Origin of the sequence: Curtobacterium sp. MCBA15_009, assembly GCF_001864895.1 — a bacterium.
In the GTDB taxonomy this organism is placed as follows: Bacteria; Actinomycetota; Actinomycetes; order Actinomycetales; family Microbacteriaceae; genus Curtobacterium.
The window spans coordinates 188,620-213,603 of record NZ_MJGO01000038.1 but is presented as its reverse complement, the minus strand read 5'-3'; the positions used below and the strand labels follow the sequence as shown (position 1 = coordinate 213,603).

At 72.6% G+C, this 24,984-nt stretch carries 19 protein-coding genes; 11 read left to right on the top strand and 8 right to left on the bottom strand.

Going from position 1 to position 24,984, the window contains the following annotated elements; translation table 11 throughout:
* Positions 1–143: 143 nt before the first annotated feature.
* The 5 genes from BIU97_RS12740 to BIU97_RS12725 all read right to left on the bottom strand — a co-directional run bounded on the left by BIU97_RS12740 (position 144) and on the right by BIU97_RS12725 (position 7,105).
* Positions 144–3,668, bottom strand: coding sequence for an AAA family ATPase (locus BIU97_RS12740; protein ID WP_071260536.1), 3,525 nt, complete (start codon positions 3,666–3,668; stop codon positions 144–146).
* Positions 3,665–4,375: a hypothetical protein gene (locus BIU97_RS12735; protein WP_139196027.1), complete on the bottom strand. Its 711-nt coding sequence runs from the start codon at positions 4,373–4,375 to the stop codon at positions 3,665–3,667. The genes BIU97_RS12740 and BIU97_RS12735 overlap by 4 nt, the downstream gene beginning before the upstream one ends.
* Positions 4,372–5,775, bottom strand: a complete 1,404-nt coding sequence (locus BIU97_RS12730; protein ID WP_071260530.1) for a nuclease-related domain-containing protein — start codon at positions 5,773–5,775, stop codon at positions 4,372–4,374. The genes BIU97_RS12735 and BIU97_RS12730 overlap by 4 nt, the downstream gene beginning before the upstream one ends.
* Positions 5,776–5,801: 26 nt before the next feature.
* Positions 5,802–5,978 carry a hypothetical protein gene (locus BIU97_RS18140; RefSeq protein ID WP_175472216.1) on the bottom strand — a complete coding sequence of 59 codons (177 nt, stop codon included), beginning with the start codon at positions 5,976–5,978 and terminating at the stop codon, positions 5,802–5,804.
* Between the two features lie 74 nt (positions 5,979–6,052).
* The gene (locus tag BIU97_RS12725; protein WP_071297858.1) at positions 6,053–7,105 is read right to left on the bottom strand and encodes a hypothetical protein; all 1,053 of its coding nucleotides are present in this window, start codon (positions 7,103–7,105) and stop codon (positions 6,053–6,055) included.
* A 174-nt stretch (positions 7,106–7,279) separates the two neighbouring features.
* Between BIU97_RS12725 and BIU97_RS12720 the strand changes: the two genes are divergently transcribed.
* The 10 genes from BIU97_RS12720 (at position 7,280) to BIU97_RS12675 (ending at position 19,927) form a co-directional block, all read left to right on the top strand.
* On the top strand, positions 7,280–8,146 hold the full coding sequence (locus BIU97_RS12720; RefSeq protein WP_175472215.1) for a sulfurtransferase: 867 nt from the start codon (positions 7,280–7,282) through the stop codon (positions 8,144–8,146).
* Between the two features lie 98 nt (positions 8,147–8,244).
* A complete protein-coding gene (locus BIU97_RS12715) occupies positions 8,245–9,312 on the top strand; it encodes an NAD-dependent epimerase/dehydratase family protein (RefSeq protein WP_071297857.1) in 1,068 nt (355 codons plus the stop codon).
* 2 nt (positions 9,313–9,314) lie between these two features.
* A complete protein-coding gene (locus tag BIU97_RS12710) occupies positions 9,315–9,860 on the top strand; it encodes an AAA family ATPase (protein WP_071297856.1) in 546 nt (181 codons plus the stop codon).
* Between the two features lie 91 nt (positions 9,861–9,951).
* A complete protein-coding gene (locus BIU97_RS12705) occupies positions 9,952–11,784 on the top strand; it encodes a thioredoxin domain-containing protein (protein ID WP_071297855.1) in 1,833 nt (610 codons plus the stop codon).
* A gap of 18 nt (positions 11,785–11,802) precedes the next feature.
* Positions 11,803–15,675: an ATP-dependent RNA helicase HrpA gene (gene hrpA / locus BIU97_RS12700; protein WP_071297932.1), complete on the top strand. Its 3,873-nt coding sequence runs from the start codon at positions 11,803–11,805 to the stop codon at positions 15,673–15,675.
* 19 nt (positions 15,676–15,694) lie between these two features.
* A complete protein-coding gene (locus tag BIU97_RS12695) occupies positions 15,695–16,063 on the top strand; it encodes a VOC family protein (protein WP_083420952.1) in 369 nt (122 codons plus the stop codon).
* A 33-nt stretch (positions 16,064–16,096) separates the two neighbouring features.
* Positions 16,097–16,765 carry a CatA-like O-acetyltransferase gene (locus BIU97_RS12690; protein WP_071297853.1) on the top strand — a complete coding sequence of 223 codons (669 nt, stop codon included), beginning with the start codon at positions 16,097–16,099 and terminating at the stop codon, positions 16,763–16,765.
* Between the two features lie 230 nt (positions 16,766–16,995).
* A complete protein-coding gene (locus BIU97_RS12685; RefSeq protein WP_071260510.1) occupies positions 16,996–17,616 on the top strand; it encodes a hypothetical protein in 621 nt (206 codons plus the stop codon).
* Positions 17,617–17,657: 41 nt separating this feature from the next.
* The gene (locus BIU97_RS18135; protein ID WP_071297852.1) at positions 17,658–18,596 is read left to right on the top strand and encodes a hypothetical protein; all 939 of its coding nucleotides are present in this window, start codon (positions 17,658–17,660) and stop codon (positions 18,594–18,596) included.
* Positions 18,593–19,927 carry a family 16 glycoside hydrolase gene (locus BIU97_RS12675; RefSeq protein ID WP_071297851.1) on the top strand — a complete coding sequence of 445 codons (1,335 nt, stop codon included), beginning with the start codon at positions 18,593–18,595 and terminating at the stop codon, positions 19,925–19,927. The genes BIU97_RS18135 and BIU97_RS12675 overlap by 4 nt, the downstream gene beginning before the upstream one ends.
* Before the next feature lie 214 nt (positions 19,928–20,141).
* Here the strand turns inward: BIU97_RS12675 and BIU97_RS12670 are convergent, their stop codons facing one another.
* Genes BIU97_RS12670 through BIU97_RS12660 form a run of 3 tightly spaced genes read right to left on the bottom strand, consistent with a single transcriptional unit; the run spans position 20,142 to position 23,682 of the window.
* Positions 20,142–21,764 (bottom strand): hypothetical protein, encoded by a 1,623-nt coding sequence (locus BIU97_RS12670; RefSeq protein WP_083420933.1) that lies wholly within the window; start codon positions 21,762–21,764, stop codon positions 20,142–20,144.
* 5 nt (positions 21,765–21,769) lie between these two features.
* Positions 21,770–22,696, bottom strand: coding sequence for a carbohydrate ABC transporter permease (locus tag BIU97_RS12665; protein ID WP_083420932.1), 927 nt, complete (start codon positions 22,694–22,696; stop codon positions 21,770–21,772).
* Positions 22,693–23,682, bottom strand: coding sequence for an ABC transporter permease (locus BIU97_RS12660; protein WP_441294396.1), 990 nt, complete (start codon positions 23,680–23,682; stop codon positions 22,693–22,695). Before BIU97_RS12660 ends, BIU97_RS12665 begins: the two co-directional genes overlap by 4 nt.
* A gap of 269 nt (positions 23,683–23,951) precedes the next feature.
* On the opposite strand from BIU97_RS12660, the gene BIU97_RS12655 reads away from it, so the two are divergent.
* Positions 23,952–24,959: a LacI family DNA-binding transcriptional regulator gene (locus BIU97_RS12655; protein WP_071260501.1), complete on the top strand. Its 1,008-nt coding sequence runs from the start codon at positions 23,952–23,954 to the stop codon at positions 24,957–24,959.
* Positions 24,960–24,984 lie beyond the last annotated feature (25 nt).

Below are 24,984 nucleotides of genomic sequence, written 5' to 3'. Positions count from 1 at the left end.
CGCGCGCGCAACCTCTGTGCGTGCATGATCCGACGAACCACGTGTCGATCGACGCGTGTCCTGTCGCGGACCCCGCGCCGCGCGCTCCCGAGGCCAGGGCCCGACGCTGCCCCACTGCCCCGCCTACCCGCTCGCCCGCTCGGTCAGGAGGCTGCTGGGACCCCGGCCGGGAGCGCAGCAGCGTCGGCGGCGACGGTCATGTCCACGGCCTCGATCGTCACCATCTCGTCCGACGTCGGCTCGGACGACGGATCCGCGAACAACCGCAGGTCCCGGGCACGCACGGCGTCGTCGAGGATGTTCCGCACCGCACGCCCGTTGCCCCACTCCCGGTCGGAGAACCGTCCGGCCGCCTCCGCTGCCGTCAGACGGCGCAACAGCAGCTCGCGAGCGTCCTCGGTGACCTGTTCGTGCGCTCCGACCGCCATGTGCTCCGCGATCCCGACGAGGTCGTCGGACGAGTACGGGCGGAACGCGATCGTCTGGGTGAAGCGCGACGGGAGTCCGGGGTTGGAACGCAGGAACCCGGCCATCTCGTCGGGGTACCCGGCGACGATCACCATGAAGGCTCCCCGGTCGTTCTCCATGCGAGCGAGCAGCGTGTCGATCGCCTCCTGCCCGAAGCTCCTGTCCCGGTCGCCGGCGAGCGTGTACGCCTCGTCGATGAACAGCACGCCGCCCCGGGCCTCCGCGATGCGTTCCTCCGTCTTCGTCGCCGTCTGACCGACGTAGCCCGCGACGAGTCCCGCGGCGTCGACCTCGACGACGTGTCCGGACGGCAGGACGCCGAGTGCGCGGTACAGCCGCGCGAGCAGCCGGGCGATCGTCGTCTTGCCGGTCCCGGGCGGGCCGGTGAACACCAGGTGCTCGACCAGGGACTGCCCGGTCGACATGCCCCGGGCGAGACGCGCCTGCTGGGCGCGGACCCCGGCCATCAGTGACTCGACCTGGACCTTGACCCCGGGCTGCCCGATCTGTGCGCCGAGTTCCGCCAGGACGTCCCCCACCGCTTCGACGGCCGGCCCGTCGTCCGCCAGGACCGACCTGCACGCCGCCTCGACGTCCGACGCGTCGAGCTCGTCGAGGCCGGCACCGACCGGCGGGGTGCGATCGTCGGCGAACACGCGGGTGTTGCGGACCCGGACCGCCTCGTCGACGAGGTTCCGGACGGCTCCGGCGTTCCCCCAGTCGGCCCGGGCGAACAGGCCGGCGCGCTCGGCCCCCGACAACCGGGCGCGGAGCACCTGTGCGGCGTCCTCCGTGAACCGTTCGTTCCTCGCCGCCGCCATCGAGGTCGCGATCTCGGCGAGCTGCTCGGCCGAGTACGACCGGAACTCGACGGTCGTCGGGAAGCGCCGGGCGAGTCCTGGGTTCGACCGCAGGAAGTCCCTCATCGGCTCCGGGTACCCGGCGGCGATGACGAGGAACCGGCCGCGGTCGTCCTCCATCCGCTTGAGCAGCGTGTCGACGGCTTCCCGCCCGAAGGCGTCGCCTCCGGCCGTGAGTGCGTACGCCTCGTCCACGAAGAGCACGCCGCCCATCGCCTCGTCGATCCGTTCGGTCGTCTTCGTCGCGGTCTGTCCCACGAACCCGGCGACGAGGTCGCCACGGTCAACCTCGACGACGGTGCCACCCGGCAGGAGCCCGAGCGCACGGTACAGGCGCGCGATGAGCCGGGCGATCGTGGTCTTGCCGGTGCCGGGCGGACCGGTGAAGAGCAGGTGCGGGATGTCCGGCACCGTCGCACGTTCGTCACGATCGGCCGCCGCACGAGCCGCGCGGGCGTTGGCGACGAGCGACTCGACCTGCCGGGCGACCTGGTCCTGCCCGATCTGGGCGCGCAGTTCCGCGAGCACGGTCTCGACGTCCTCGGTCGGGGCCGACGGACGGCCGACACCTTGGTCGTCGCACGCGACGACGATGTCCTCTTCCCGGATCTCGACGAGGGCGGCTCCGTCGATGGTGTCGCCCCCGAGTCCGGGCGCACCGGCGAGCAGCGCGCTGAGGCGGGCGTCCCGAGCGGCGGCCGCTCGGTCGACCACGGTCCGCACCGTCCTCGCGTTGCCCCACGTGCGTTCCGCGAAGCGACCGGAGACCTCGGCTTCGCGGAGTCGGAGCCCGAGCCGCTCGACCGCCTCGTGGGTGAGGACGGCACCGGAGTCCGACGCCATCTGCACGGCGATCGCGACGAGCTCGTCCGCGGAGTACGGGGTGAACTCGATGCGCTGCGGGAACCGCGAGGCGATGCCCGGGTTCGCCGCGGTGAAGGCGTCCATCTCGGCCGGGTAGCCGGCGGCGATGCAGACGAACGACCCGCGGCGGTCCTCGAGCGCCTTGAGCAGGGTGTCCAGCGCCTGTCGGCCGAAGTCGTTCTCGCCGCCGCTGGTGAGGGCGTACGCCTCGTCCACGAGCAGGACGCCGCCCATCGCCCGCTCCACAGCGGCGGTCGTGCGTTCCTCGGTGCCGCCGACGTGCGCTGCGACGAGGGCTGCACGGTCGACCTCGACGAGGGTGTCCGTGGGCAGGAACCCGAGCGCGTGGTAGAGCCGGGCGATCAGTCGGCCGATGGTGGTCTTCCCGGTCCCGGGAGGCCCGACGAACAGCAGGTGTCCGGCGGTCAGCTCGCCGTGGAAGCCCTTCTCCCTGCGGAGCTGCACGAGCTCCGCCTGCGCGACGACGTTGCGCACCTGCGCCTTGAGCTGGGCCTGCCCGACGATCGCGTCCAGCTCCGCGAGCACGGCGGCGACGGCTTCGGGCCCCTGTGCCGGCGGGAGCGGTGAGAGCACCTCGAGCCCGTCGTCCGGCTCGGCCTCCTCCCGGCCAGCCGCCTGTTCGTCGCGAGCGATCCGTCGGAGCGAAGCACCGGCTTCGTCGGAGCTCGTCCGCACGAAGCACTCAGGACCGTCCGACGCACCGTCGGCGTCCGTCCCCCAGAGTCGCACGCGCGATCCGTCGCCCGAGACCTGCAGCGCCACGGCGTCGTACCGCTGTTCGGCGGTCCAACAGACGAAGCGCACCGCTGCACGGAGCCGCTCGACGGGCACGTGCAGCCGGCGGGGTCGGCCGGCGAGGATCCCCGCCACGGGATCGCCGAGCAACCCGGCGGCGCCCCGGACGAGGACGCGTTCGGGCGCGAGGGCGAGGGTGACGATCGATGACGGTTCGACGGCCTCAGCGGTCACGAGGGTCTTCATGAACGCGTTCCGGTCGACGGTCACCAGACTCGCCTCCCCGTCGCCGAAGAACGCGTACGAGCCCTTGAGGTGCTCCAGCAGACGCGGCGACGTCCACATCGCCTGGTGGAGCACCGGCTCGTCGGCGGCGCCCTGGACGACGACCTGCCGACCGTCCTCGCCCCAGCCGAGCCCGATGGACACCTCGTCGTCGTCGCCGAAGTGGCCGGTGAGCTCGACCACGAAGCTCGGCGGCAACGTCAGCCAGGTCGTCAGGATCGGGACCGCGTCGAGGACCGGTTCGAGGGCGACGTGCACGCCGTCCGACGCGATCAGCTGGACACGAGTGCCCTCGTCGACCCACAGGCCAACGCCGTCCAGCACACCCGAGCCGTCGGAGGTTCGGAACCCGTCGGTCCTGGCGACGGCACGGCGGAGGGCACCGACCGTGAGCCGGAGGACCTGCTCGACGTCCCTGATCCGTCCGACGCTCACCGTCGGCCGTCCGCTGACAGGTGACCCGTCCGACGAGCCGGCACGGGCGTCCGTCGCGGCGCGGGGTCGGCTGCGGGCGCGGGGAGGGACGGCATCACGACCGGCCTGGCCTTCGCGGGCGTCGGCGCCGGCGCGCCGGGTGCGGTGTCGGTCGTCGACGGACCCGTCACCGGGGCGACCACCACCGCGGTCGGCGCAGCTTCGACCAGCTCCGAGCTGTAGTCGTCCTCGAACACCTCGAACACCTCTGCTCGTCCGCCCCTGGTCCAGCGCGAAGCAGGGACGAGGGTCCGCCACCCCGCTCCTGTCGGGAAGCACCCGACGCTGATCCGCGCGACGACCGCCGACGTGCTGACCACCGCTCCGTCCGCGACGTGGCGGACGGAGACCGCGCCCGGGTCGACGCCGATCTGCACGAGGCCGCTCGAGGGCAACGACACACTGACCGAACGGACCAGATCGGTCCCGAAGAACACGCGGTCGTCCCGTTCGCGGAGCGTCCGCCCGCTCACGTGTGCGATCGCTCCGTCGGCGAGGTTCCGGTCCGACCCGGCGAGCAGGTGCAGGTCCGCCACGCCGCCCTCGAACAGCACGTGCATGCGGATGCGGTCCCAGGGGGACGGGTTCGCAGCCGCTGCGAACGGGGCGACGTGCGCGAGTGCGGCCCGGAGGTCGTCGACCTCGACCTCGAGCAACCAGGTGGTCACGCCGCCCCGCACGCTTCGCAGAAGCCCATCTCCGCGGTCACGGTCGCTCCGCACGAGGAGCAACTGCGCGACCCGGCGTCCTCGGTCGTGCTCGGCGCCGTCGCCGGTCGTGTGGCTGTGGCACGGGCGGTCGACACGGTGCGGGTCGGTGTCGCCGCGGGCGACGGACGCCGGCGCTCTCCGACGACCGGCGCGGAGCCGCTCTCGTCCTTGAGCAGCGCCGACAGGATCGGGACGAGGAGCCTCGCGTTCTCGTCGGAGGGGACGAAGTCCGGCTCGTCCTCGAGCCAGCGCAGGAGGTCCGGCAGGCCGGCCGCGGGGATGTCCCCCGGCCACGCGACGTCCTGGATCCGGCCGAGGCCGTCGTCCCGCGGCATCATGACGACGACGGGCTTCACCATCGTCCGGATGCCGAGGTTGCGCATCTTGAGGCCGAAACGCTCGCGGGCGAGCTTCATGTTCCCGGACATCTTGCGCGGGTGCCCGACCGCGCCCTCGGTCTGCAGGTCGATCGCGATGAGCGTCGGTGCCGAGGAACGGCCTTGGGGGTCCTCACGTTCGACGGTCCAGCGCACGCCGCCCTGGTCGTAGTTCTTCACGTCGACGAGCCAGATCGAGGAGCCGGTGACCACCACGCAGTCGATGTCGGTCTGGAACTGCTTGCTCGCTCCGACGCCCTCGTCCGGCATGTGCACGGACCAGAACGTCGCGAAGCGTCCGAGCAGGCCGCGCTGCTCGAGGACCTTCGCGAAGTTGACCTCTCCCTCACGCCCGCGCTCGATCGCGCGCGCGTCGAAGCCGGACCCACCGAGGCCGGCACCGGGCTCCCCGTACATCCAGGCGTTCGGCCCGATCTCGACGTCGACCAGCTCGCTCGGTTCGTACCCGGTGCGCTCGCCGTCACCCGACGGCCGCGCTGCCCACTTGCGGTCGCGTTCGACGCGGGCGACGTGGTCGAGTTCCCGTTCACGGTTGGACCGGATCCGCTCTTCCTCGGCGGCACGGATGCGGTTGGCCGTGTCGGCGGCGGCGCCGGTCCGGATGCTCGTCGCGACGACCGGGCGAGCGATCGTCGCGGCGACGATCACGAGCGACCACAGCAGGTGCACAGGAAGCACGTGGCCGGCGACGGGCGACGACGACGCCGTGACGATCCCGCCGAGGACCGCGGTGGCGAGCGCGGTGACGGCCACGATGGTGCCGAGCACGCCCGACCGGGGCCGGAAGTGGTCTCGCGTCACCCGGCCGGCGAGTGCCAGGCCGAGGACCACGGCGAACCATGCGGGGGAAGTCAGGCCGCCCACCACCCAGCTCAGACCGTTCAGGATCGTCAGCACCACCACCAGGATGTCCGCGGTACGCGCGAACCTCCGCCGTCGGGTCTCCAGCGGACCGCTCATCTTCGTTCCTCTCGTCGAGCGCACCGTCAGCTCCGCCCCGCCACCGTCCAGAGGACGGCGGAGACCCCGAGCAGGCCGAAGCCGATCCCGAAACGGGCCGGACGACGCGCCCGGAACCGTCGCGGCGTGAAGAGCGCGACGAAGAGCACGATGCCGCCGACGAGCGCGACCGCCGAGGCCGTCGTGGAGAGGAGCTGGTTCACACCGCCGACCGTAGGTGTGCGGACGTGTCCGGACCGGTGTCCGGACCGCTGTCCGCACAAACCCGGACAGCGCTTCAGTCCGGGAGCGGAGTCTCCTGTGCGCGCGTCATCCGTCGCTCGAGCAGCACGAGCAACGCGAACGCCACGAAGGTGGTCAGGACCTTGTCGAGGACAGACGCTCCGAGGTTCGCCAGGGCGACGGCGACCCACGGACCGTCGCCCGCTGCCGACAGCAGGTCGATGTACGCCTGGGTACCGTGCGTCACCGACGCCTGGTAGGCGAGGACGGTGACCGGCGTCGCCACCGCTGTGCACCCGACGGCCACCACGAGGCCGAGCACGAGCAACCGCCAGGATGACCGCTGCAGGCCCCGCAACCGGCCGCCGGCACCCCAGAGCAGACCGGCCACGACGCCGACGAGGGCGAACCAGAAGGAGGTGGGCCCGTGGGCGAGTTGGTTGAGGAGCACCGCCCCGGCACCGACCCCGGCGCCTGCCCACGGGCCGAGTCGGAGGGCGATGACGGCGGTGCCGATCGTGTCGAGCCAGATCGGCAGGTGGAACTGCTCGGAGACGCTGGCGCCGAAGAGGTCGAGTCCGACAGCGGCAGCGACGAGCAGCACGACGGAACCCGCGTCGAGGTCGTGGCGGAACCGGTCCGGCCACCGGCGCAGGGACGACGCGACCACCGCGGAGGCCGAGCTGGTCAGTCGAGCCGACCCGGGCCTCCCGGTCGGCCGCTCGTCGGCCTCCGACTGGGCGGACGGAGCCGGACCGACCTCGGGTCGGACGGGTCCTGCGGGTCCCGGCCCCGGACGCGCGACCACCGGCGAGCGCGCCGCGCGCTGCCACTCCTCGACGTCGCCGTCCGCGACGCCGAGGACACGGACGACCTCGCCGACGAGGCTGACGTTCAGTCGGGTCCGCCCGGGTCGGAACACGTCGTACACGGTGGACCGGGCGATGCGAGCCGCCGCCTCCGGTGTCCCGACGGCGACTCGGCGTGCGGTGATCCGGGCGGCGACGTCCCCGTACGACGGGTCCCCGGCAGCGCGGCGCAGCCGTTGCAGACGGTCCGCGAAGGCCTCCGCGGTCCCTGATCCGACGTGCTGTTCCCGCGTGCTCACGTGGTGGCCCTCCCCCGGGTGATCCGGGGAACCAACATACCGAGCACGAACCGGCCGGGGTGGCACCAGAACGGGGGAGCGCACCGACCGACCGAAGCGCCCGTCCCGACACCCCGTTGCGCCGTGTGTCCGTTCCCCTCGCAGCCGTCAGGGGTCGGAGTTATGGTGTGCGGCATGGCCCCCGTCCTGACCTCGCCGCTCGTGTCGACGCAGTGGCTCGCAGACCACCTCGGTGCTGACGAGCTCATCGTGCTCGACGCCTCGGTGCACACGGACGGTGCCGGGCGTGGGACGACCTGGCACAGCGCGCGGGACGCCCACGAGCAGCGTGGCCACGTACCGGGAGCGCGGTACGCCGACCTCATCCGAGCGTTCTCGACGCCGGACGCCGAGCTCCCCTTCACCCGACCCGACGCCGACCGGTTCGAGGCCGCCGCCGCAGCCCTCGGCGTGACCGACACCGCCACCGTCGTGGTCTACGACGACGGGAGCGGTGAGTGGTCCGCACGGCTCTGGTGGATCTTCCGCTCGTTCGGCTTCGACGCCGTCGCGGTCCTCGACGGCGGGTTCGCCAAGTGGCGTGACGAGGGGCGCCCTGTGCGGGTCGGTGCCCTCCACACCTCGCCGGCGGACTCCGCCCTGCCGCACCGCGCGTTCCTGGCGGGTCAGGAGCGTCCGCTCTGGGCCGACCGCGACCGGGTCCTGCGGGCCGTGTCCGGCGACGAGCCCGCGTCGCTGGTGCTGGCGGCGCCCGCGTCGGCGCTCGGCGACGACCACCCGCCGCTCGTGCCGGGCAGCACCTCGGTGGCGGCCGACTCGCTGCTCGACCCGACCACCGGCACGTACCTGCGCGGGCCTGCCCTGGCGCGGGCGTTCGCCGACGTGATCGGCGACGACGAGATCGTCACCTACTGCGGGGTCGGCAGCGCCGCCTGCGTCGACGCGCTCGCCCTGACGGTGCTGGGGCACGACCGGGTGCGGGTGTACGACGGGTCGCTGGCCGACTGGTGGCGGCACGAGCCCGAGGCGCTCGCGTCCTGACCCGGCAGCCGACCGGGCCGACCGCGGCCCGGCGCCCGGCGAGACCGACCCGGCAGACCCGGCACGTGCGACCGTCCCGGCACGGCTAGCGTGGGCACATGAGCAGCAGACGCGCGGTCGTCCTCGGCGGTACCGGCGGGATCGGTTCGGCCGTCGCGCGTGAGCTCCTCGACGTCTCCGGCCGCGGCGGTGACGACTGGCAGGTCGACGTCCTCGCCCGGCGCGGTGGCCCCGCCGCCGACGCCCTGACCGCACGCGGCGTGACCTTCACCGCGGGCGACCGGCGCGACACGAGCACCCTGCGCGACCTGCTGCGCCCGGGAGCGGACCTGGTGGTCGACACGGTCGGCCTGACCCGTGACGACGCCGTGCAGCTCCTGCCGTTCCTCGACGACGTCGGGTCCTCGGTGTTCGTCTCGTCGCGCTCCGTCTACGTCGACGAGCAGGGTCGGCACGCGAACTCCCTCGACAAGCCGGTGTTCGGCGGGGCCGTCACCGAGCTCCAGCCCACGGTGGCCGCGGGCGACGGCGACCCGACGAGTCGTGACGGCTACGGTGCGGCGAAGGTCGCCGCGGAGCAGGTCCTGCTCGACCACGGCGCCCCGGTGACGGTGCTGCGCCCGTCCAAGGTGTACGGCGTGGGCATCGGCCGCCCGCGGGAGTGGTTCGTCGTCCGCCGGGTCCTCGACGGCCGCGAGCGCGTCCTGCTCGCCGACGCCGGCCGCAGCGTCGACCACACGACCGCCGCGAGCGGCATCGGCTCGCTCGTCCGCCTGGTCGCCGACGCGCCGGACCGTCGCATCCTGAACGTGGCGGACGACTCCGCCCCGGACGCGCTCGAGATCGTCCGGACGATCGCCGCACACCTGGACCACCGGTTCGACGAGGTCCTGCTCGACCAGGACGCGCCGGCGTTCGTCGGCACCACGCCGTGGTCGTCGCCGTCGCCGTTCGTCCTGGACACCACCGCCGCCCGCGCGCTCGGGTGGCAGCCGCCGACGTTCGCGTCCGCCGTCCTGCCGGAGCTCGACTGGCTCGTCGAGACCGCCCACGCGGTCCCGGCGGGCAGCGACGTGCCGTGGGCCGCCGACCCGTTCTGGGACCGCATGTTCGACTACGGCCCCGAGGACGCCGCGCTCGCACTGCTCTCCCTCGGCCTGGGCTGACCGTGGCCGACGTCGCGCCCGGCCGCCCCGAGGTCCTGTTCCTCGGCGGGCGCTCGGGTGTCGGCAAGTCGACGGTGGCCGAGGCCCTGCACGACCTGCTCGTCGGCGCCGACGTGCACCACGCGGTGATCGAGGGCGACGTCCTCGACCTCGCCCACCCGGCACCGCACGTCGCACACCCCGAGGTCCGCCTCGCCGAGCGGAACCTCGCCCTGCTCTGGTCGGCGTACCGGGATCTCGGGCACCACCGGTTGGTGTTCACGAACACGGTGTCCGTGCTCGAACAGGACCGGCTGGCCGCCGCCGTCGGCGACGACCCCGTGGTCACCGCCGTCCTGCTCCGGGCCGGTGACGACGTCACCGCCGAGCGGCTGGGCCGTCGGTCCGGCGGCGTGGTCCCGTCGGCGCAGCTCGCGCACAGCACGCGGACGGCCAGGAGGCTCGACACGGCCATCCCGGACACCGTCACCCGGGTGGACACGGACGGCCGGACGCCCGAGCAGGTCGCACGCCACCTCGCGTCGCTCACGGGGTGGCTGCCCGCCTGATCCCCCGGTGGTCCCTGTGGACGGCCGGCAACCGTCCACAGATCCTCCGAGACGGCGACCCACCCAGTCGGGACGGGGCACGCTGGGAGCCATGAACGACAACCGACTCGGCACCTCGGTCAGCCCCTACCTGCGGATGCACGCCGACAACCCGGTGGACTGGCGCGAGTGGGGGCCGGACGCCTTCGCCGAGGCCCGGCGCCGCGACGTGCCCGTCCTGGTCTCCGTCGGGTACGCCACCTGCCACTGGTGCCACGTCATGGCTCGCGAGAGCTTCGCCGATCCCGAGGTCGGTGCGCTGCTCCGCCGCGACTTCGTCGCCGTCAAGGTCGACCGGCAGGAGAACCCCGACGTCGACGCCAGCCTGATGGCCGCGGCGAGCGCGTTCACCCAGCAACTCGGGTGGCCGCTGACCACGTTCCTGACGCCCGACGGGCACGTGTTCTTCGCCGGCACCTACTACCCGCCCACCCCCGTCGGCCAGGTCCCGGCGTTCCGGCAGATCCTGGCGGCGGTGCTCGACGCGTGGACGGAGCGCCGGCACGAGGTCGACGCGAACGCGACGGCGATCGCGACCGCGATCCGGCAGGGAGCCGAGTCGGACGCAGCCGCGCTGGTCGGCGACGAACCCGCCGGGGGCGACCCGCGCCTCCCGTCCGTCGACCGGGTCCGCGCCGTCACCGGTCAGCTCCTGCGGTCCGAGGACACCACGTACGGCGGTTTCGGCGGGGCACCGAAGTTCCCGGGGGCACCGCTGCTCGAGTTCCTCGGCGACGCGGCAGCCGACGGCGACGCCGAGGCCGCCGCGCTGCTCGACCGGTCGCTGGCGGCGATCCGCGGGTCCGAGCTCACCGACGCCGACGGCGGTGTCTTCCGGTACGCGACCCGGCGTGACTGGAGCGTGCCGCACTACGAGCGGATGCTGTACGACAACGCGGGGCTGCTCGCGGTCGCCGGTGCCGAGCAGGCCCGGGGCATCGCGGACTTCCTCCGCGACACGCTGCGTCGCGAGGACGGGGCGTTCGTCGCGGCGCAGGACAGCGAGTCGACGATCGACGGACGGCGGGTCGAGGGCGAGTGGTACCGACGTCCGCTCGCCGAACGCGCGCTGCTCGATCCCCCGCCCCTCGACGACCAGGTCCTGACCGGCTGGAACGGCCTGGCGATCCGTGGGCTCGCGATCGCCGGCGCCCGCCACGGCGACGACGAGATGGTCGACCTCGCCCGCGGTGCCGCCGACGCCGTCCTGCGTGCCCACGTCCGCGACGGCCACGTCGTCGTCCGGTCGGGCACCTCGCGGGGGGCGTCGAGCGCGCCGCCGACCGTCGAGGACGTCGGGCTCCTGGCCGAGGGGCTGCTCGAACTCGCCCTCGTCACCGGGGACGCCGGACTCGCCGTCGCGGCGCGGTCCCTGGTGGACGACGGCGTCGCGGCGCGCTTCGACGTGGACCCCGTCCTGGCGGCCGCGGGCACCGCGACCGGCGAGCAGCCGCAGACCGCGGTGCGGTCGGGCACGGTGGCGTTGGCCGCCGCTGCGGCGACCCTCGCGGCACTGACCGGCGACGACGGGTACCGCGTCGCCGCGACCCGGCTCGTCGCCGACCGTGCCGTGACCGGGACCGAACGGCCGCTCGGCCACGCCGATGCCCTCGGCGTCGCCCTCGCGCTGCAGCGGCCGTCGCGCGAGGTCGTCGTCGTCGCCTCCGACCCGAACGACCCGCTGCGCGACGCCGTCAGGGGCGCCCGTCGGCCGGGGACCGTCGTCGCACGGGTGACCCCGGAGCAGGCGCGCGACTGGTCGGCGGCTGGCTTCGCACTGTTCGACGAGCGGGCGTCGCTCGACCCCGCGGCCTTCGTCTGCCACGACCGCGTGTGCGCGCTGCCCGCCCGGTCGGTCACGGAACTCGCCGCACAGACCGTGTGACGGTATCCTGGAATGCTCATGTCCTCCTCGCCGCTCGTCATCACCTACCCGCCGGAGCTGCCGGTCTCGCAGCGACGGGACGACATCGCGGCCGCCATCCGTGACAACCAGGTGGTCATCGTCGCCGGGGCCACCGGGTCCGGCAAGACGACCCAGCTGCCGAAGATCTGCCTCGAGCTCGGGCGCGAGCACATCGGCCACACGCAGCCCCGCCGGATCGCCGCCCGCACCATCGCCGAGCGGGTGTCCGAGGAGCTCGGCGGCGAGCTGGGCGACCTCGTGGGCTACCAGGTGCGGTTCACCGACAAGGTGTCGTCGAACACCCGGGTGAAGCTGATGACCGACGGCATCCTGCTCAACGAGATCCACTTCGACCGCGACCTGAAGCGCTACGACACGATCATCATCGACGAGGCCCACGAGCGCTCGCTGACGATCGACTTCCTGCTCGGGTACCTGAAGCGCCTGCTCCCCCGCCGTCCCGACCTCAAGCTCATCATCACGAGTGCGACGATCGATCCGCAGTCCTTCTCGGAGCACTTCGGCGGCGCCCCGATCATCGAGGTCTCCGGCCGCACCTACCCGGTCGAGGTCCGCTACCGGCCGCTCGTCGCCGAGGACCCGAAGGACGCCGACGGCTCCGCTGGCTCCGACGACGAGGACGACCCCCGCACCGACGACAGCGGCGGCGGCCGGACGCCCGACGACCGCGACGTCATGCAGGGCATCACGGACGCGCTCGACGAGCTGGATCGTGAGGCCCCCGGCGACGTCCTGGTGTTCCTGTCCGGCGAGAACGAGATCCGCGACGCGCAGGACGCCATCGAGGGCAAGCGCTACCCGGGCACCGAGGTCCTGCCGCTCTACGGCCGGCTGTCCGCCGCCGACCAGCACCGGGTGTTCGAGCGCCGCAGCACCCCGGGCGTCCGTCGCCGGGTCGTCCTGGCGACCAACGTGGCGGAGACGAGCCTGACCGTCCCCGGCATCAAGTACGTCGTCGACACCGGCACGGCCCGCATCTCGCGGTACTCGCCGCGGGCCAAGGTGCAGCGGCTGCCGATCGAGGCGATCAGCCAGGCGAGCGCGAACCAGCGGTCCGGGCGTGCCGGGCGCACGAGCGACGGCATCGCGATCCGGCTCTACTCCGAGGACGACTTCGGCCGCCGGCCCGAGTACACGGACCCGGAGATCCTCCGCACGAACCTCGCCGCGGTGATCCTGCAGATGATCTCCCTGGGCTTCGGCGACATCGAGTCGTTCCCCTTCCTGCAGCCGCCGGACTCCCGCGGCGTGAAGGACGGCCTCGACCTGCTCCGCGAGCTCCGCGCCGTCGACACCGACGGTCGGATCACGAAGTCCGGCCGGCAGCTGACACGTCTGCCGATCGACCCCCGGCTCGGACGGATGGTGCTCGAGGCCGGGCGCCAGGGGGTCGGCCGCGAGGTCATCGCCGTCGTCAGCGCCCTGAGCATCCAGGACCCGCGCGAGCGTCCCCTCGAGAAGCGTGCGCACGCCGACCAGCTGCACGCCCGCTTCGCCGACCCCACCAGCGACTTCCTCACGCTGCTCAACCTGTGGAACCACATCGAGGACAAGCAGGAGGAGCTCTCGTCGAGCGCCTTCCGCCGCCTGTGCAAGGCCGAGTTCCTCAACTACCTGCGCATCCGCGAGTGGCAGGACCTGTACCGGCAGCTCTCCCGCGCCGCGAAGCAGGTCGACGTCCGGGTCGGGCAGTCCCGCTCCGACGACGGCGATGCGGTGCACCGGTCGCTGCTGTCCGGACTGCTCAGCCAGATCGGTCTGCGCGACCGTGAGAAGCGCGACTACCTCGGGTCCCGGAACACCCGCTTCGTGGTCTTCCCGGGCAGCGTGCTGGCGAAGAAGCAGCCGGACGCCGTGATGGCCGCCGAGCTCGTCGAGACCAGCCGGCTGTTCGCCCGCACCGTCGGTCGGATCGACCCCGCGTGGGTGGAGCCCCTCGCCGGCGACCTGCTGAAGCGCACGTACGGCGAACCCCACTGGGAGAAGAAGCAGGGCGCCGTGGTCGCGTACGAACGGGTGACGCTGTTCGGCGTCCCCATCGTGCAGCGTCGCCGGGTGCAGTACTCCCGCATCGACCCGGAGCACTCCCGCGAGCTCTTCATCCGGCACGCCCTGGTCGAGGGCGAGTGGGACTCCCAGCAGGCGTTCGACCGTGCCAACCGGAAGCTCCGCAAGGAACTCGAGCAGCTCGAGGAGCGCACCCGGCGCCGCGACATCCTGCTCGACGACGAGAACGTCTACGAGTTCTACGACGCCCGCGTCCCCGCCGACGTCGCGACCACCCGCGCCTTCGAGGGGTGGTGGCGGCAGGCGCGACGCGACGAGCCGGACCTGCTCACGATGCAGCGGTCCGACCTGCTCGACGAGGACGCCGCCGAGGCCGCGCAGGACCAGCAGGAGTACCCGACCCAGTGGCGGAGCGGCGACCAGCGACTCGCCATCCGGTACCGCTTCGAGCCGGGAGCCCAGGACGACGGCGTCAGCGTCCAGGTGCCGCTCGCGCTGCTCCCCCGGATGCGTGAGGAGGGCTTCGACTGGCAGGTGCGCGGCCTGCGCAAGGAGCTCGTCACCGCGCTCATCAAGTCGCTGCCGAAGCAGATCCGCAAGAACGTCGTGCCCGCGGCGGACTGGGCCGAGAAGATCGTGGCCGAGCTGCCCGACGACGCCCCCACCGAGCCGACGGAGTCCTTCCGCGCCACCCTCGCCAAGGCCATCCAGCGGATGACCTACGTGCCGGTGTCCGAGTCGGACTTCGACCTGAGCCGGGTCCCCGCACACCTGCTGCCCACGTGGGCGGTCGTCGACGAGCGGGGACGGCGGGTCGAGGCCGGCAAGGACCTGTCGGCGCTGCAGACCAAGCTGAAGGACCGCACCCAGGAGAGCGTCGCCCGGGCGACGCAGGAACGCGGGCGGAACCGACCGGGAGGCCCGGCGCAGGTCGCCGACGCCACCGCCGGTCGGACGGTGGAGCGTTCCGGTCTCACCACGTGGCCGACGGACGACCTGCCGCAGACCCTCGACACGAAGCAGGCGGGCGGCGTGATCCGCGCCTACCCGGCGCTGGTGGAGGAGGGCTCGGGGCCGAAGGCGACGGTCGGCGTGCAGCTGCTCGCGACCCCGGCGGACCGCCAGGTCCGGATGCCCGCCGGGGTGCGGCGGCTCGTGATGCTCGCGGTGCCCTCGCCGGTGTCGTACATCCAGTCGCACCTGACCGCGCAGGAGAAGCTCGCGCTCGCCGCGAGCCCGTACCCGTCGACGGCGGCGCTGTTCGACGACGTGCTCGCGGCCGTGGTGGACGCCGGCATCCGTCGCGCGCACCCGGACGGCCTGGTGTTCACGAAGGCGGGGTTCGAGGCCGTCCGTGACGCCGTGTCGGCCACGGTCGTCGACACGATGTTCGCGGCCGTCTCCGAGCTCGCCGCCGTGTTCGCCGCGCAGCGGTCCGCGGAGCGCGCGCTCAAGCAGGCGAACTCGATGTCGCTGCTCGGCGCCCTGACGGACATGCGCCAGCAGGTGGAACGCCTCGTGTACCCGGGCTTCGTCTCGGACGCGGGGCTCGACCGGCTCCGGCGGGTCCGGGTGTACCTGCAGGGCGTCGAGGCTCGTGTCCAGAAGCTCCTGCAGAACCCCGGTCGCGACGCGACGTGGATGCGCGAGGTCACCGTCGCGACCGACCGGTACGTCGACGCCGGTGGGAGCTTCCCGCCCGCCGTCGGTGCCCACCCGGAACTCGTGCACGCCCGGTGGATGCTCGAGGAGTTCCGGCTGAGCCTGTTCGCGCAGGAGCTCGGCACCGCCGAGACGGTCTCGTTGCAGCGGATCACGAAGGCCCTGGCAGCGGCGCGCTGACGGGGCTAGCGTGTCGGCCATGATCGGCACACTCGACGTCGTCGTCCTGGACTGCTCGGACACCCGCGCCCTCGCCCGTTTCTACGCCGAGCTGCTCGGCGGGGAGATCGTCGAGTTCGAGGAGGACTGGGCGGAGGTCGCGCTCCCCTTCACCGACCACCGTCCGATCCTCGCGTTCCAGCGGGTCGACGAGTACCGCGCGCCGGAGTGGCCGGGCCAGGCGGTCCCGCAGCAGAGCCACCTCGACGTGAAGGTCGACGACCTCGACGCGGGCGAGACCGCGGTCCTGGCGATCGGGGCGACGGCGACGGGCTCCGGGACGGCGACGTTCCGGGTGTACCTCGATCCGGCCGGTCACCCGTTCTGCCTCGTGCACCCGACGGACTGAGCGGCTGCGGCACCGGACGGCCATGCTGGTCCGATGACCCCGTCCGACGCACACCTCGAACCGATCGACACGGACCGCTGGGCCCGGCGTGAGCACTTCGAGCACTACCGGCGGCGGGTGCCCTGCTCGTACGAGATGACGGTCGAGCTCGACGTCACCCGGTTCGTCGAGGCGGTCCGTCGTGCCGGTGTGCGGACCTACCCCGCGCAGCTCTGGGCGATCAGCACCGTCGTGAACCGGCACCCGGAGTTCCGGATGCAGCTCCTGCCGGACGGGTCCCCCGCGGTGTGGGACGTGGTCCATCCGGAGTTCACCGTGTTCCACCCGGAGACCGAGACGTTCTCGGGTTTGGTGGTCCGCCACGACGCCGACTTCCGCCGGTTCCACGACGACGCCGTCGCGACCATCGCCGAGCACCGGCACGACACCCGCATGTTCCCGCAGCAGGACCGCCCGCGGAACGTGTTCGACGTGTCGAGCCTGCCCTGGGCCGCGTTCACCGGCTTCGCCCTGCACATCGCCGACGGGTGGGACCACCTGCTGCCGATCATCACGCTCGGTCGGTACCGCACCGTCGGCGACCGGGTCCTGCTGCCGATGGCCCTGCAGGTGAACCACGCCGCCGCCGACGGCTTCCACGCGGCCCGGCTCGTGCGCGAGGTCGAGGAACTCCTCGGGGAGCCGGGCTGGATCGCCCCCTGATCCGGGGGCACGACCGGCCCCGGACACCCCTCGGCCGAGGGATGCACGGACCTGTCTGCCCGCGCTCTGGGGGACACGGCGTGGTCTGAGCGTGCCTACAGTCGCGTGCAGGACTGAATACCACTCAGTACGCAGCGCCCATCCCCGGGGGCGCTGCTCCGTGCGCCGGCCAGTGGGTCGCGCGCGGTGCCCCTGACCCGACCCGGGCCTCTCGGAGGTACAGCACAGCCATGTCCAAGCACGTCGTCGCGACCACCGCTGGTCGCAAGCGGTTCAGCCCGCTCGTCATCGGCGCGGGGATCGCAGCTGCCATCGCCCTGTCCATGTCCTTCTCGGGCACCCTCTCGGCGTACACCGCGAGCTTCCTGCACCCGAACAACACCGTCTCGACCGCGTCGGTCGACGTCGCCGAGACGAACGAGGCCGGGTCGAGCACCACCTGCACCACCGATGCCTCCGGTTCCGCCACGTGCTCGACGCCCAACCTGTACAGCGGGCAGACGCTGCGCCCCGGCGACAGCAAGACCACGACCGTGACCTTCAAGAACAGCGGCAAGGCGGAGCCGAAGCAGATGACGCTGTCCGGCGGCTCCTGCGCCACCACCCCGTCGGGGAGCAGCGTCGACCTGTGCCAGAAGGTGATCGTGACCATGAAGTGGTTGGACGCCGACGTGCTGCCCGACGCGACGACCCCGGCGAGCCTCGCCGGCACGTCGACCACGATCCCGTACCCGCTGCAGCCGTCCGAGGTGCGGACCGCGAAGATCACCGTCGCACTGCCGGCGAACTCGGCCAACAACACCGCCGGCCTCTCGCTCTCCCAGCCGCTCACCTGGACCTTCACCGCCTGAGCGGGACGGTCGACGACGCCGTCGTCGATCCCTGACAGCCGATGAGCACGAGCAGCCTCCAGAGCCCCGGGACCGTCGTCGTCGACGGCCCCGGGGCCGCCGTGCTGCCCGCGCGCGGTCGTCGCCGAGGGCGGGGCACCGGCGTCTCGGTCCGGGTCGGGGTGGTCCTGCTGCTCGTGGTGCTCGGGGTGGGCGCCCTGACGATCGCAGCCCTGTCGGGTGTGCGGGTGTTCGACGTCCGCACGCCGTCGATGGGCACCGCGGCGCCCGTCGGCAGCCTCGTCGTCACCCGGCCGGCGACGGCGGGCGACCTCGCGGTGGGCGAGGTCATCACCTTCCGTCCGGGAGCGGGCGGCGACCGGTACACGCACCGGATCGACGCGTCGGGGCCGTCGGGCATCCGCACCAAGGGCGACGTGAACGCCTCGCCCGACGCCTGGCTCCTCGACCCCTCCGACACCGTCGGCCAGGTCGTCGCCGTCCTGCCGGTCGTCGGGTGGGCGGGCCGCGCGCTCCCCTGGATCGTCGCCGCGGTGGCCCTCGTGTGGTTCGCCACCGGCTTCCTCGCCCCGGGCGACCTCCGGTCGGCACTGCGGCTGTTCGGTGCCGCCCTGTCGGTCGCCGTGGTGGGCGCGGTCCTGCGGCCGTTCGTGGCGCTCCAGCTGCTCGGCACCTCGGCCGACACGGGGGACGGCGTCGCACGGGTCGTGTCGACGGGCGTGCTCCCGATCAGAGCCACGGTCACCGACGGCGGGTCCGCGCACCTGCTGAGCGGCGGGACCGCCGAGCTCGCCGTGCCGGGCGACACCGACGGCGTCTTCCACGTCGCGTCGCGGCTCGACCTGTCCCCGACCGGGTGGGTCGTCCTCGGGCTCGTCTGCGCCGTCCCGGTGGTCGTCGCGTTCGTCGTCGGCCGGACGACCGCGCCGCTGGTCGACGCCGCCGGGTCCGCCGCCCCGGCCGCGGAGGACCCACGGTGAGCGCGACGGTCCCGGGACCCGCGCGGACGCGCCGTCCGTGGCGGTCCCTGGTCGTGGCCCTGCTCGCGCTCGGGGTCGTCGTCGCCGGCCTGTTCCCGACCACCGACGGCGCCTACACGGCGACCTTCGCGCACCCGACGAACTCCGTGGCGAGCGCGTCGAGCTACAACCGCACCACGTTCCCGTACCGCGACTCCTTCGCCGGCGGCCAGGCCGGTTGGACCACCTACAACGGCTGCTGGGCGACCACGACGACCTTCGGGTACGGCAAGTTCATCGAGTCCTGCGGCGGCACCGACGGCCCGAAGGCCGTGACGGGCAACCCGGAGTGGACGGACTACACGATGCAGGGCGACGTGCAGGTGAACGAGGGCAACCAGGCCGGTCTGCTCGTCCGGGTGACGTCGCCCGCTGCCGGCACCGACGCGATGAACGCGTACTACGCCGCGATCGACCTGTCGACGAACGCACTGTTCATCGGTCGGATGCGCAACGGCACCTACTCGCCGTCGCTGGCGCGCACCACGATCCCCGGCGACCTGCGGCGCGGGCAGTTCTACCACCTGGTCGTCCAGGCGTCCGGGTGCACGATCATGGCCTGGCAGACCACCGTCGGCGCGAACGACTGGACCCGCGCCACCTACACGGACTCCTCGGACACGTGCCTGACCGCCGGTGCGATCGGCTTGCGGAACCAGGACAGCAAGGCGGGCTACCGGTTCGTGACCGCGACCCAGGGGGCTCCGAAGCCGTCGGTGACCCCTTCCCCGTACAACTCGACCTTCGCGACCGCATCGTTCAACGACGGTTCGGCGGCCGCGACGTACGGCGGCTCGTGGACCTTCGACCAGCAGCAGGAGACGATCCTCAACACCGCCGACCAGAACGTCGGCGACAAGCAGGTGCTGAACCGCTCGTGGGGCGACATGACGCTGACCGGCGACGTGCGCCTGATGCGGGAACCGACCGCCGCCACCGACGCCGGGTTCATCACGCGGGTGAACGACGCCGGAGCGGGTACGGACGCGTTCCGCGGGTTCTCCGCCGGCATCAGCGGCACGAGCCTCGTCGTCGGGCAGCACGACGCCGGTCGGTGGGTGCCCGGGGCGTCGACGGCCCTGCCCCGTCCGGCCCGGCTCGGCGAGTGGTGGCACGTCACGGTGGCCGTCGTCGGCTGCGTGGTCACGGCCACCGCCTCTCCCTCGGCCGGTGGCACCGTCGTGCAGGCGAGCGCCGACTTCGGCTCCTGCAGCACGACGAGCGGCGCGGTCGGGGTCCGTGAGCACGCCGTCGAGGCGCAGTGGCGCAACCTGGCGGTCACCCCGCGCTGACGAGATTGCCCGCCGCTGACGCGCTCGCTCGCCTCCGACGTTCCCAGCCCGCCCCGCACCGTCGGGTGGTGACCGACAGACGGACGGGAGGCACGTGACCAACCCGCCCCGTGCCTCCCGACCGGAAACAGGCCGCGAAAGCGACAGTCTGCCGCCGACGATCCGCAGGAACCTGTCGCTTGCACAGAAGCGACCGACGGCCGCCCGTCCGTGGTCAGGAGGAGCGCGCCGCCAGCGCCTGCTGGTACTCCCGGCGGACGGCGTCGCCGCCCCGGCGACGCCACTCGCGCACGACGGACCGCCACGACGACACCTTCGCCCGCCCGAGCAGCACGTCGTTCATCGCGTTCGTCGCGAAGGTGCCGAGTGCCGGACCCTTCGTCGAGTTCGTCGGCGAGTACAGGCCGTACGCGGGGTTGGCGAGACCCCGGTCCACCCACGACGCGAGCGAGTCGTGCACGGTGTCGGTCATCTCCGGGTGCCCCGCGTAGAACAGCGGCAGCGGGCACTCGGTGAAGTACTGCAGCGGGAACTCACCGAGCGCGGTCTCGCTGTTGCCGGTCTTCGTCAGGACGGGGGCGCCGTCCCGGTACTCGAAGTCGCGACCCTCGATGCCGAACTTGCGGTAGGTCCAGGCCTCGGTACCGAAGGGCGACGCGCACCAGTTGAGCACCTCGAGCAGGACCCGCACGCGTTCCTCGGAGCCGGCGGCGACGGCGCTGATGGTGTTGTTCGGGTCGCCGAGCCACGGCTCCGGCTCGGATCCGGCCGGACCGACGAACGGCGCGATCGTCAGCTCGAAGCCGCTGCCGGGCGTCGCCTGCTGCAGCAGCCCCGGGATGGCGGTGTAGGTGTCGCAGAGCATGAGCGCCGAGCCCTGCACGAACCAGACCTTGCCGTTGTAGGCCGTGATGCTGTCCGGGTGGACGAGGTCCTCGGCGACGAGCTTCCGCGACACCTCGAGCAGGTCCTGGTACTCGTCGAGCTCGTACATGTGGGTGAAGCGCCCGCCCTCCTGCCGCCACTGGTTCGGCAGGCCGAACATCGGCGCGAGGGCGTTGGTCGGGACGGACGCCAGCGCCCAGCGGTTGCGGTGCGGGTCGGAGACCTCGCGGCAGAGCTGCACGAACTCGTCGACGGACGAGAACGACGGGTCGACGCCGAGCTGCGCGAACAGGTCCTGGCGGCGGGACAGCGCCTGCGACGCGAGCGGTCCGCGCGGGACCGGGACGCCGTAGATGCCGCCGGAGAACACCGTGCCCCGCCACGACGCCGTCGGCAGGTTCGCCAGGTACGGGTAGTCGCGCACCCCGCTGCCCGACAGGTACGGGCTGAGGTCCGCCGCCTTCGCCTCGAGGAACTGCGGCAGGTACGGGAACGACCCGAACACGGTGAAGACGTCGCCGAGGGTGTCGCCGGCGACCTGGGTGGCGAACTTGTTGCCGAAGTCGGCGTTCGGGGTGATGGTGAGGTCGAGGTCGATCCCCATCCGCTCGTCGAGGCCCTGCCAGTACGGGTTCGAACCCTTGGAGGGCGGCACGGGCGAGTTCGTGGGGACGCTGCCGTGCACGGTCGAGCCGTCGCCGGGCGTGCCGTCGGTGGGCACGAGCGTCGCCGGGATCCTCCGGAACGCGCTCGGCATGAGCGGGCTCGTCTGCGGCAGCGCCGGTCGCGGACCTCCGGTCCACGGCACGTGGTCCGGCAGGGTGACCGCGCGGTTGATGGCGGTGACGTCGGTCGAGCGGGTCACGGTCGAGCAGCCAGCCAGGAGGCCCGTGGCCGCGACCCCGAGACCGCCCGCGATGAGCGCGCGGCGGGTGATGCCGTTGGTGGTCACGTCGGTCAGCCCTTCACCGCGCCGGTCAGGACACCCTTGGCGAAGTGCCGCTGCAGGAACGGGTAGACGATGAGGATCGGCACGATCGAGACGACGAGGATCGCCATCTGGATCGACGCCTGCGGGGGCAACGCGTCGGAGGAGGCGCCGAGATCGGAGCCGCCGAGCTGCGCGTTGTTGATGACGTAGGTCCGGAGCACGAGCTGCAGGGGCCACTTCGCGGTGTCGTTGATGTAGAGCAGGGCGTTGAAGAACGCGTTCCAGTACCCGACCGCGTAGAACAGGCCGATGACCGCGAGCACGGCCTTCGACAACGGCAGCACGATCCGCCAGAACACCGCGAAGTCGCCGGCGCCGTCGATGCGGGCCGACTCGAGCAGCTCCTGCGGGATCGCCATGAAGAAGGACCGCATCACGATGACGTTGAACGCACTGAGTGCCGTCGGCAGGATGAGCGCCCAGTACGAGTCGAGCAGGCCGAACTGCTTGACGACGAGGTAGTTCGGGATGAGCCCCGGTGCGAACAGCAGGCTGACGAGCACCAGGCCGAGCACGACGCCCGAGCCGTACGAGCCGGGGCGGCTGAGCGCGTAGGCGAGCATCGCGGTGACGAACAGGCTGATCAGCGTGCCGACCGTCGTGATGCCGATGCTCACGACGAGTGCGCGGGTGACGACCCCGCCGGCGAAGATGCTCTCGTAGGCACCGAGGTCGAGGCCCTCCGGCCACAGCACGAACCCGCCGGCGTCGTTCACCTGCGCGGTCGGGGCCAGGCTCGTCGAGACGATGCCGACGAACGGCAGGATGACGACGAGGCAGATGACGAACAGGACGGTGCCGGTGAGCAGGCGGCCGGGCAGCGGTGCGGCGTCCGGCCCGCCGCGCTTCCGCTTCCGCTGCCCGGGGACGGTCACCGTGTGCGTGGCGGTCATCGCGCTTCCTTCCGGTAGACGCCCGCTTCGCCGAAGACGTGCGCGAGCTTGTTGGCGCCGAGCACGAGCAGCACGCCCACGACACCCTTGACGAGTCCGACGGCGGCGGCGACGCCCCACTGGCCGCCGAGCACGCCGTTGTTGTAGACGTAGGTGTCGAGGACCTCGCTGGCGGCACGGCCGACGGCCTGCTGCTGCAGGATGATCTGCTCGAAGCCGACCGTGAGCGAGTCCCCGAGGCGCAGGATGAGCAGCAGGACGATGATCCCGCGCATGCCCGGCAACGTGACGTGCCAGAGCTGCCGCCAGCGGCTCGCGCCGTCCATCTTCGCCGCCTCGTACAGGCTCGCGTCGATCGAGCTGAGGACGGCGAGGAACAGGATCGTCGCCCAGCCGGTGTCCTTCCAGATCACCTGGCTCGTGAGCAGGGCGATGAACCCGTCGGGGTTGCCGAGGAAGTCGATCGCGTCGCCGCCAGCCGCCCGGATCGCGTTGTTCACGAGCCCGGAGCCGCCGAGGATCTGCTGGAACACCGCGACGACGATCACCCAGGACAGGAAGTGCGGCAGGTACAGGATCGACTGCACGACCCCCTTGACCCGCTCCGACAACAGCGAGTTGAGCATGAGCGCCAGGACGATCGGTGCCGGGAACACGAAGACGACCTGCACGAGGGTGATGACGAGCGTGTTCCGCAGCGCCCCGAGGAACTCGGCGTCGCCGTCGAACACCACCGAGAAGTTCTCGAACCCGACCCAGGGGCTGCGGCCGAGCGGGACGAACGGCAGGTACTCCTGGAACGCGATGAGGTTGCCGAGCAGTGGCAGGTAGTGGAAGCCGAGCAGCAGCGCGAGGCCGGGCAGCCCCATCAGCAGCAGGACCCGGTCGCGTCGGATCCGCTGCCACGTGGTGCGGCGGCGGAGCCCGGGGTCCGGGGGTGGTGCGGTCTGCGCGGTGATGGTCGCGCGGTCGTCGAGCGTCGTCACTCGGGGCCTCCTCCGTTGGATTCCTGGAGCGACCCTGGCGGACGCGGTTACAACGTGGCAATCCGTTGCCATCTGTTTCCACGGTTGTCACGCTCCAGTGAGCGCACACCCGCCCGCAGGGCGGTCCGGGGGTGCGTCGAGAGCGCGGCTGCGCGCTTCGTGAGCAGGAACGGTCGGGTCGTCCGGGGGAACCCGACCGTTGCTGCTCACGAACCGCGCGGAGCGGACCCGCTGCACCCGCGACCGGCAGCGGCGCTACGCTCGACCCGATGCGCGCAACCGTGCGGGACGTGGCCGCCCTCGCCGGGGTGTCGCCGAAGACCGTCTCCAACGTCATCAACGGCGGGGTCGCGGTGCGCCCGGAGACCCGGGAGCGCGTCGAGCAGGCACTCGCCCAGCTCGACTACGTCCCGAACCTGTCCGCCCGCGGTCTGCGCAACGGCCGCTCGGGTGCCATCGCCCTGACCCTGCCGGAGATGGGCAGCGCCTACTCCGCCGAACTCGCCCAGCTGTTCGTCGAGCTCGCCCGGGACCGCGGGTGGGTCGTGCAGCTCGACCAGACCGGCAACGACCCGGCCCGCGAGCGCGACCTGGTGTCCCGGGCCCGCGCCCACCTGGTCGACGGGCTCGTGCTCAACCCGGTGTCGTTGAGCGGCAGCGTGCTCGCCTCGACCGAGGGGCTCCCCCCGACCGTCGTCATCGGCGAGGTCGAACCCGAACACGTCGACCAGGTGCACGTCGACAGCCGAGCGGCCGCCGCACAGGTCACCGAGCACCTGCTCGCCGCGGGCCACCGCCGCATCGCGATCGTCGGGGCGCCCCGGGCGTCGGCACCGACCGCCACCGGCGAACTGCGGGAGCAGGGCCACCTCGAGGCCCTCCGCGCCGCCGGCGTCGACCCCGACCCGTCGCTCCGCGTGCCGCTGCCGGCGTGGACGACCAGCGCGGCGGCGACGGCCTTCGCGTCCTGGCTCGACGCGCACCCGCTCCCCGACGCCGTCTTCGCGTTCACGGACTCGATCGCGTTCGGGGTGCTGCACGTGCTCGCGGCGCGGGGTGTCCGCGTGCCCGAGGACGTCAGCGTCATCGGCTTCGACGACATCGACGGCGCGGCGTACGCGATCCCGGCGCTGAGCACGGTGTCGTTCGACCGGCGGGCGTTCGCGACCGCGGCCCTCGACCTGCTGACCCGACGGATCGAGGACCGGGGCCGGCCGCCCGAGACCGTGGTGGTGCCGCACCGCATCGTCGAGCGCGCGAGCGTGGCGGCCCGGTGAACGGCTCCGGCCGCTGATCGGCGTA

Excerpts from the sequence above, each read along its gene's own strand:
- BIU97_RS12715 (WP_071297857.1), top strand. The coding sequence starts at position 8,245 with ATGAGCAGCAGACGCGCGGTCGTCCTCGGCGGTACCGGCGGGATCGGT.
- BIU97_RS12720 (WP_175472215.1), top strand. The coding sequence starts at position 7,280 with ATGGCCCCCGTCCTGACCTCGCCGCTCGTGTCGACGCAGTGGCTCGCA.
- BIU97_RS12730 (WP_071260530.1), bottom strand. The coding sequence starts at position 5,775 with ATGAGCGGTCCGCTGGAGACCCGACGGCGGAGGTTCGCGCGTACCGCG.
- hrpA (WP_071297932.1), top strand. The coding sequence starts at position 11,803 with ATGTCCTCCTCGCCGCTCGTCATCACCTACCCGCCGGAGCTGCCGGTC.
- BIU97_RS12695 (WP_083420952.1), top strand. The coding sequence starts at position 15,695 with ATGATCGGCACACTCGACGTCGTCGTCCTGGACTGCTCGGACACCCGC.
- BIU97_RS12665 (WP_083420932.1), bottom strand. The coding sequence starts at position 22,696 with ATGACCGCCACGCACACGGTGACCGTCCCCGGGCAGCGGAAGCGGAAG.
- BIU97_RS12690 (WP_071297853.1), top strand. The coding sequence starts at position 16,097 with ATGACCCCGTCCGACGCACACCTCGAACCGATCGACACGGACCGCTGG.
- BIU97_RS12685 (WP_071260510.1), top strand. The coding sequence starts at position 16,996 with ATGTCCAAGCACGTCGTCGCGACCACCGCTGGTCGCAAGCGGTTCAGC.
- BIU97_RS12655 (WP_071260501.1), top strand. The coding sequence starts at position 23,952 with ATGCGCGCAACCGTGCGGGACGTGGCCGCCCTCGCCGGGGTGTCGCCG.
- BIU97_RS18135 (WP_071297852.1), top strand. The coding sequence starts at position 17,658 with ATGAGCACGAGCAGCCTCCAGAGCCCCGGGACCGTCGTCGTCGACGGC.
- BIU97_RS12705 (WP_071297855.1), top strand. The coding sequence starts at position 9,952 with ATGAACGACAACCGACTCGGCACCTCGGTCAGCCCCTACCTGCGGATG.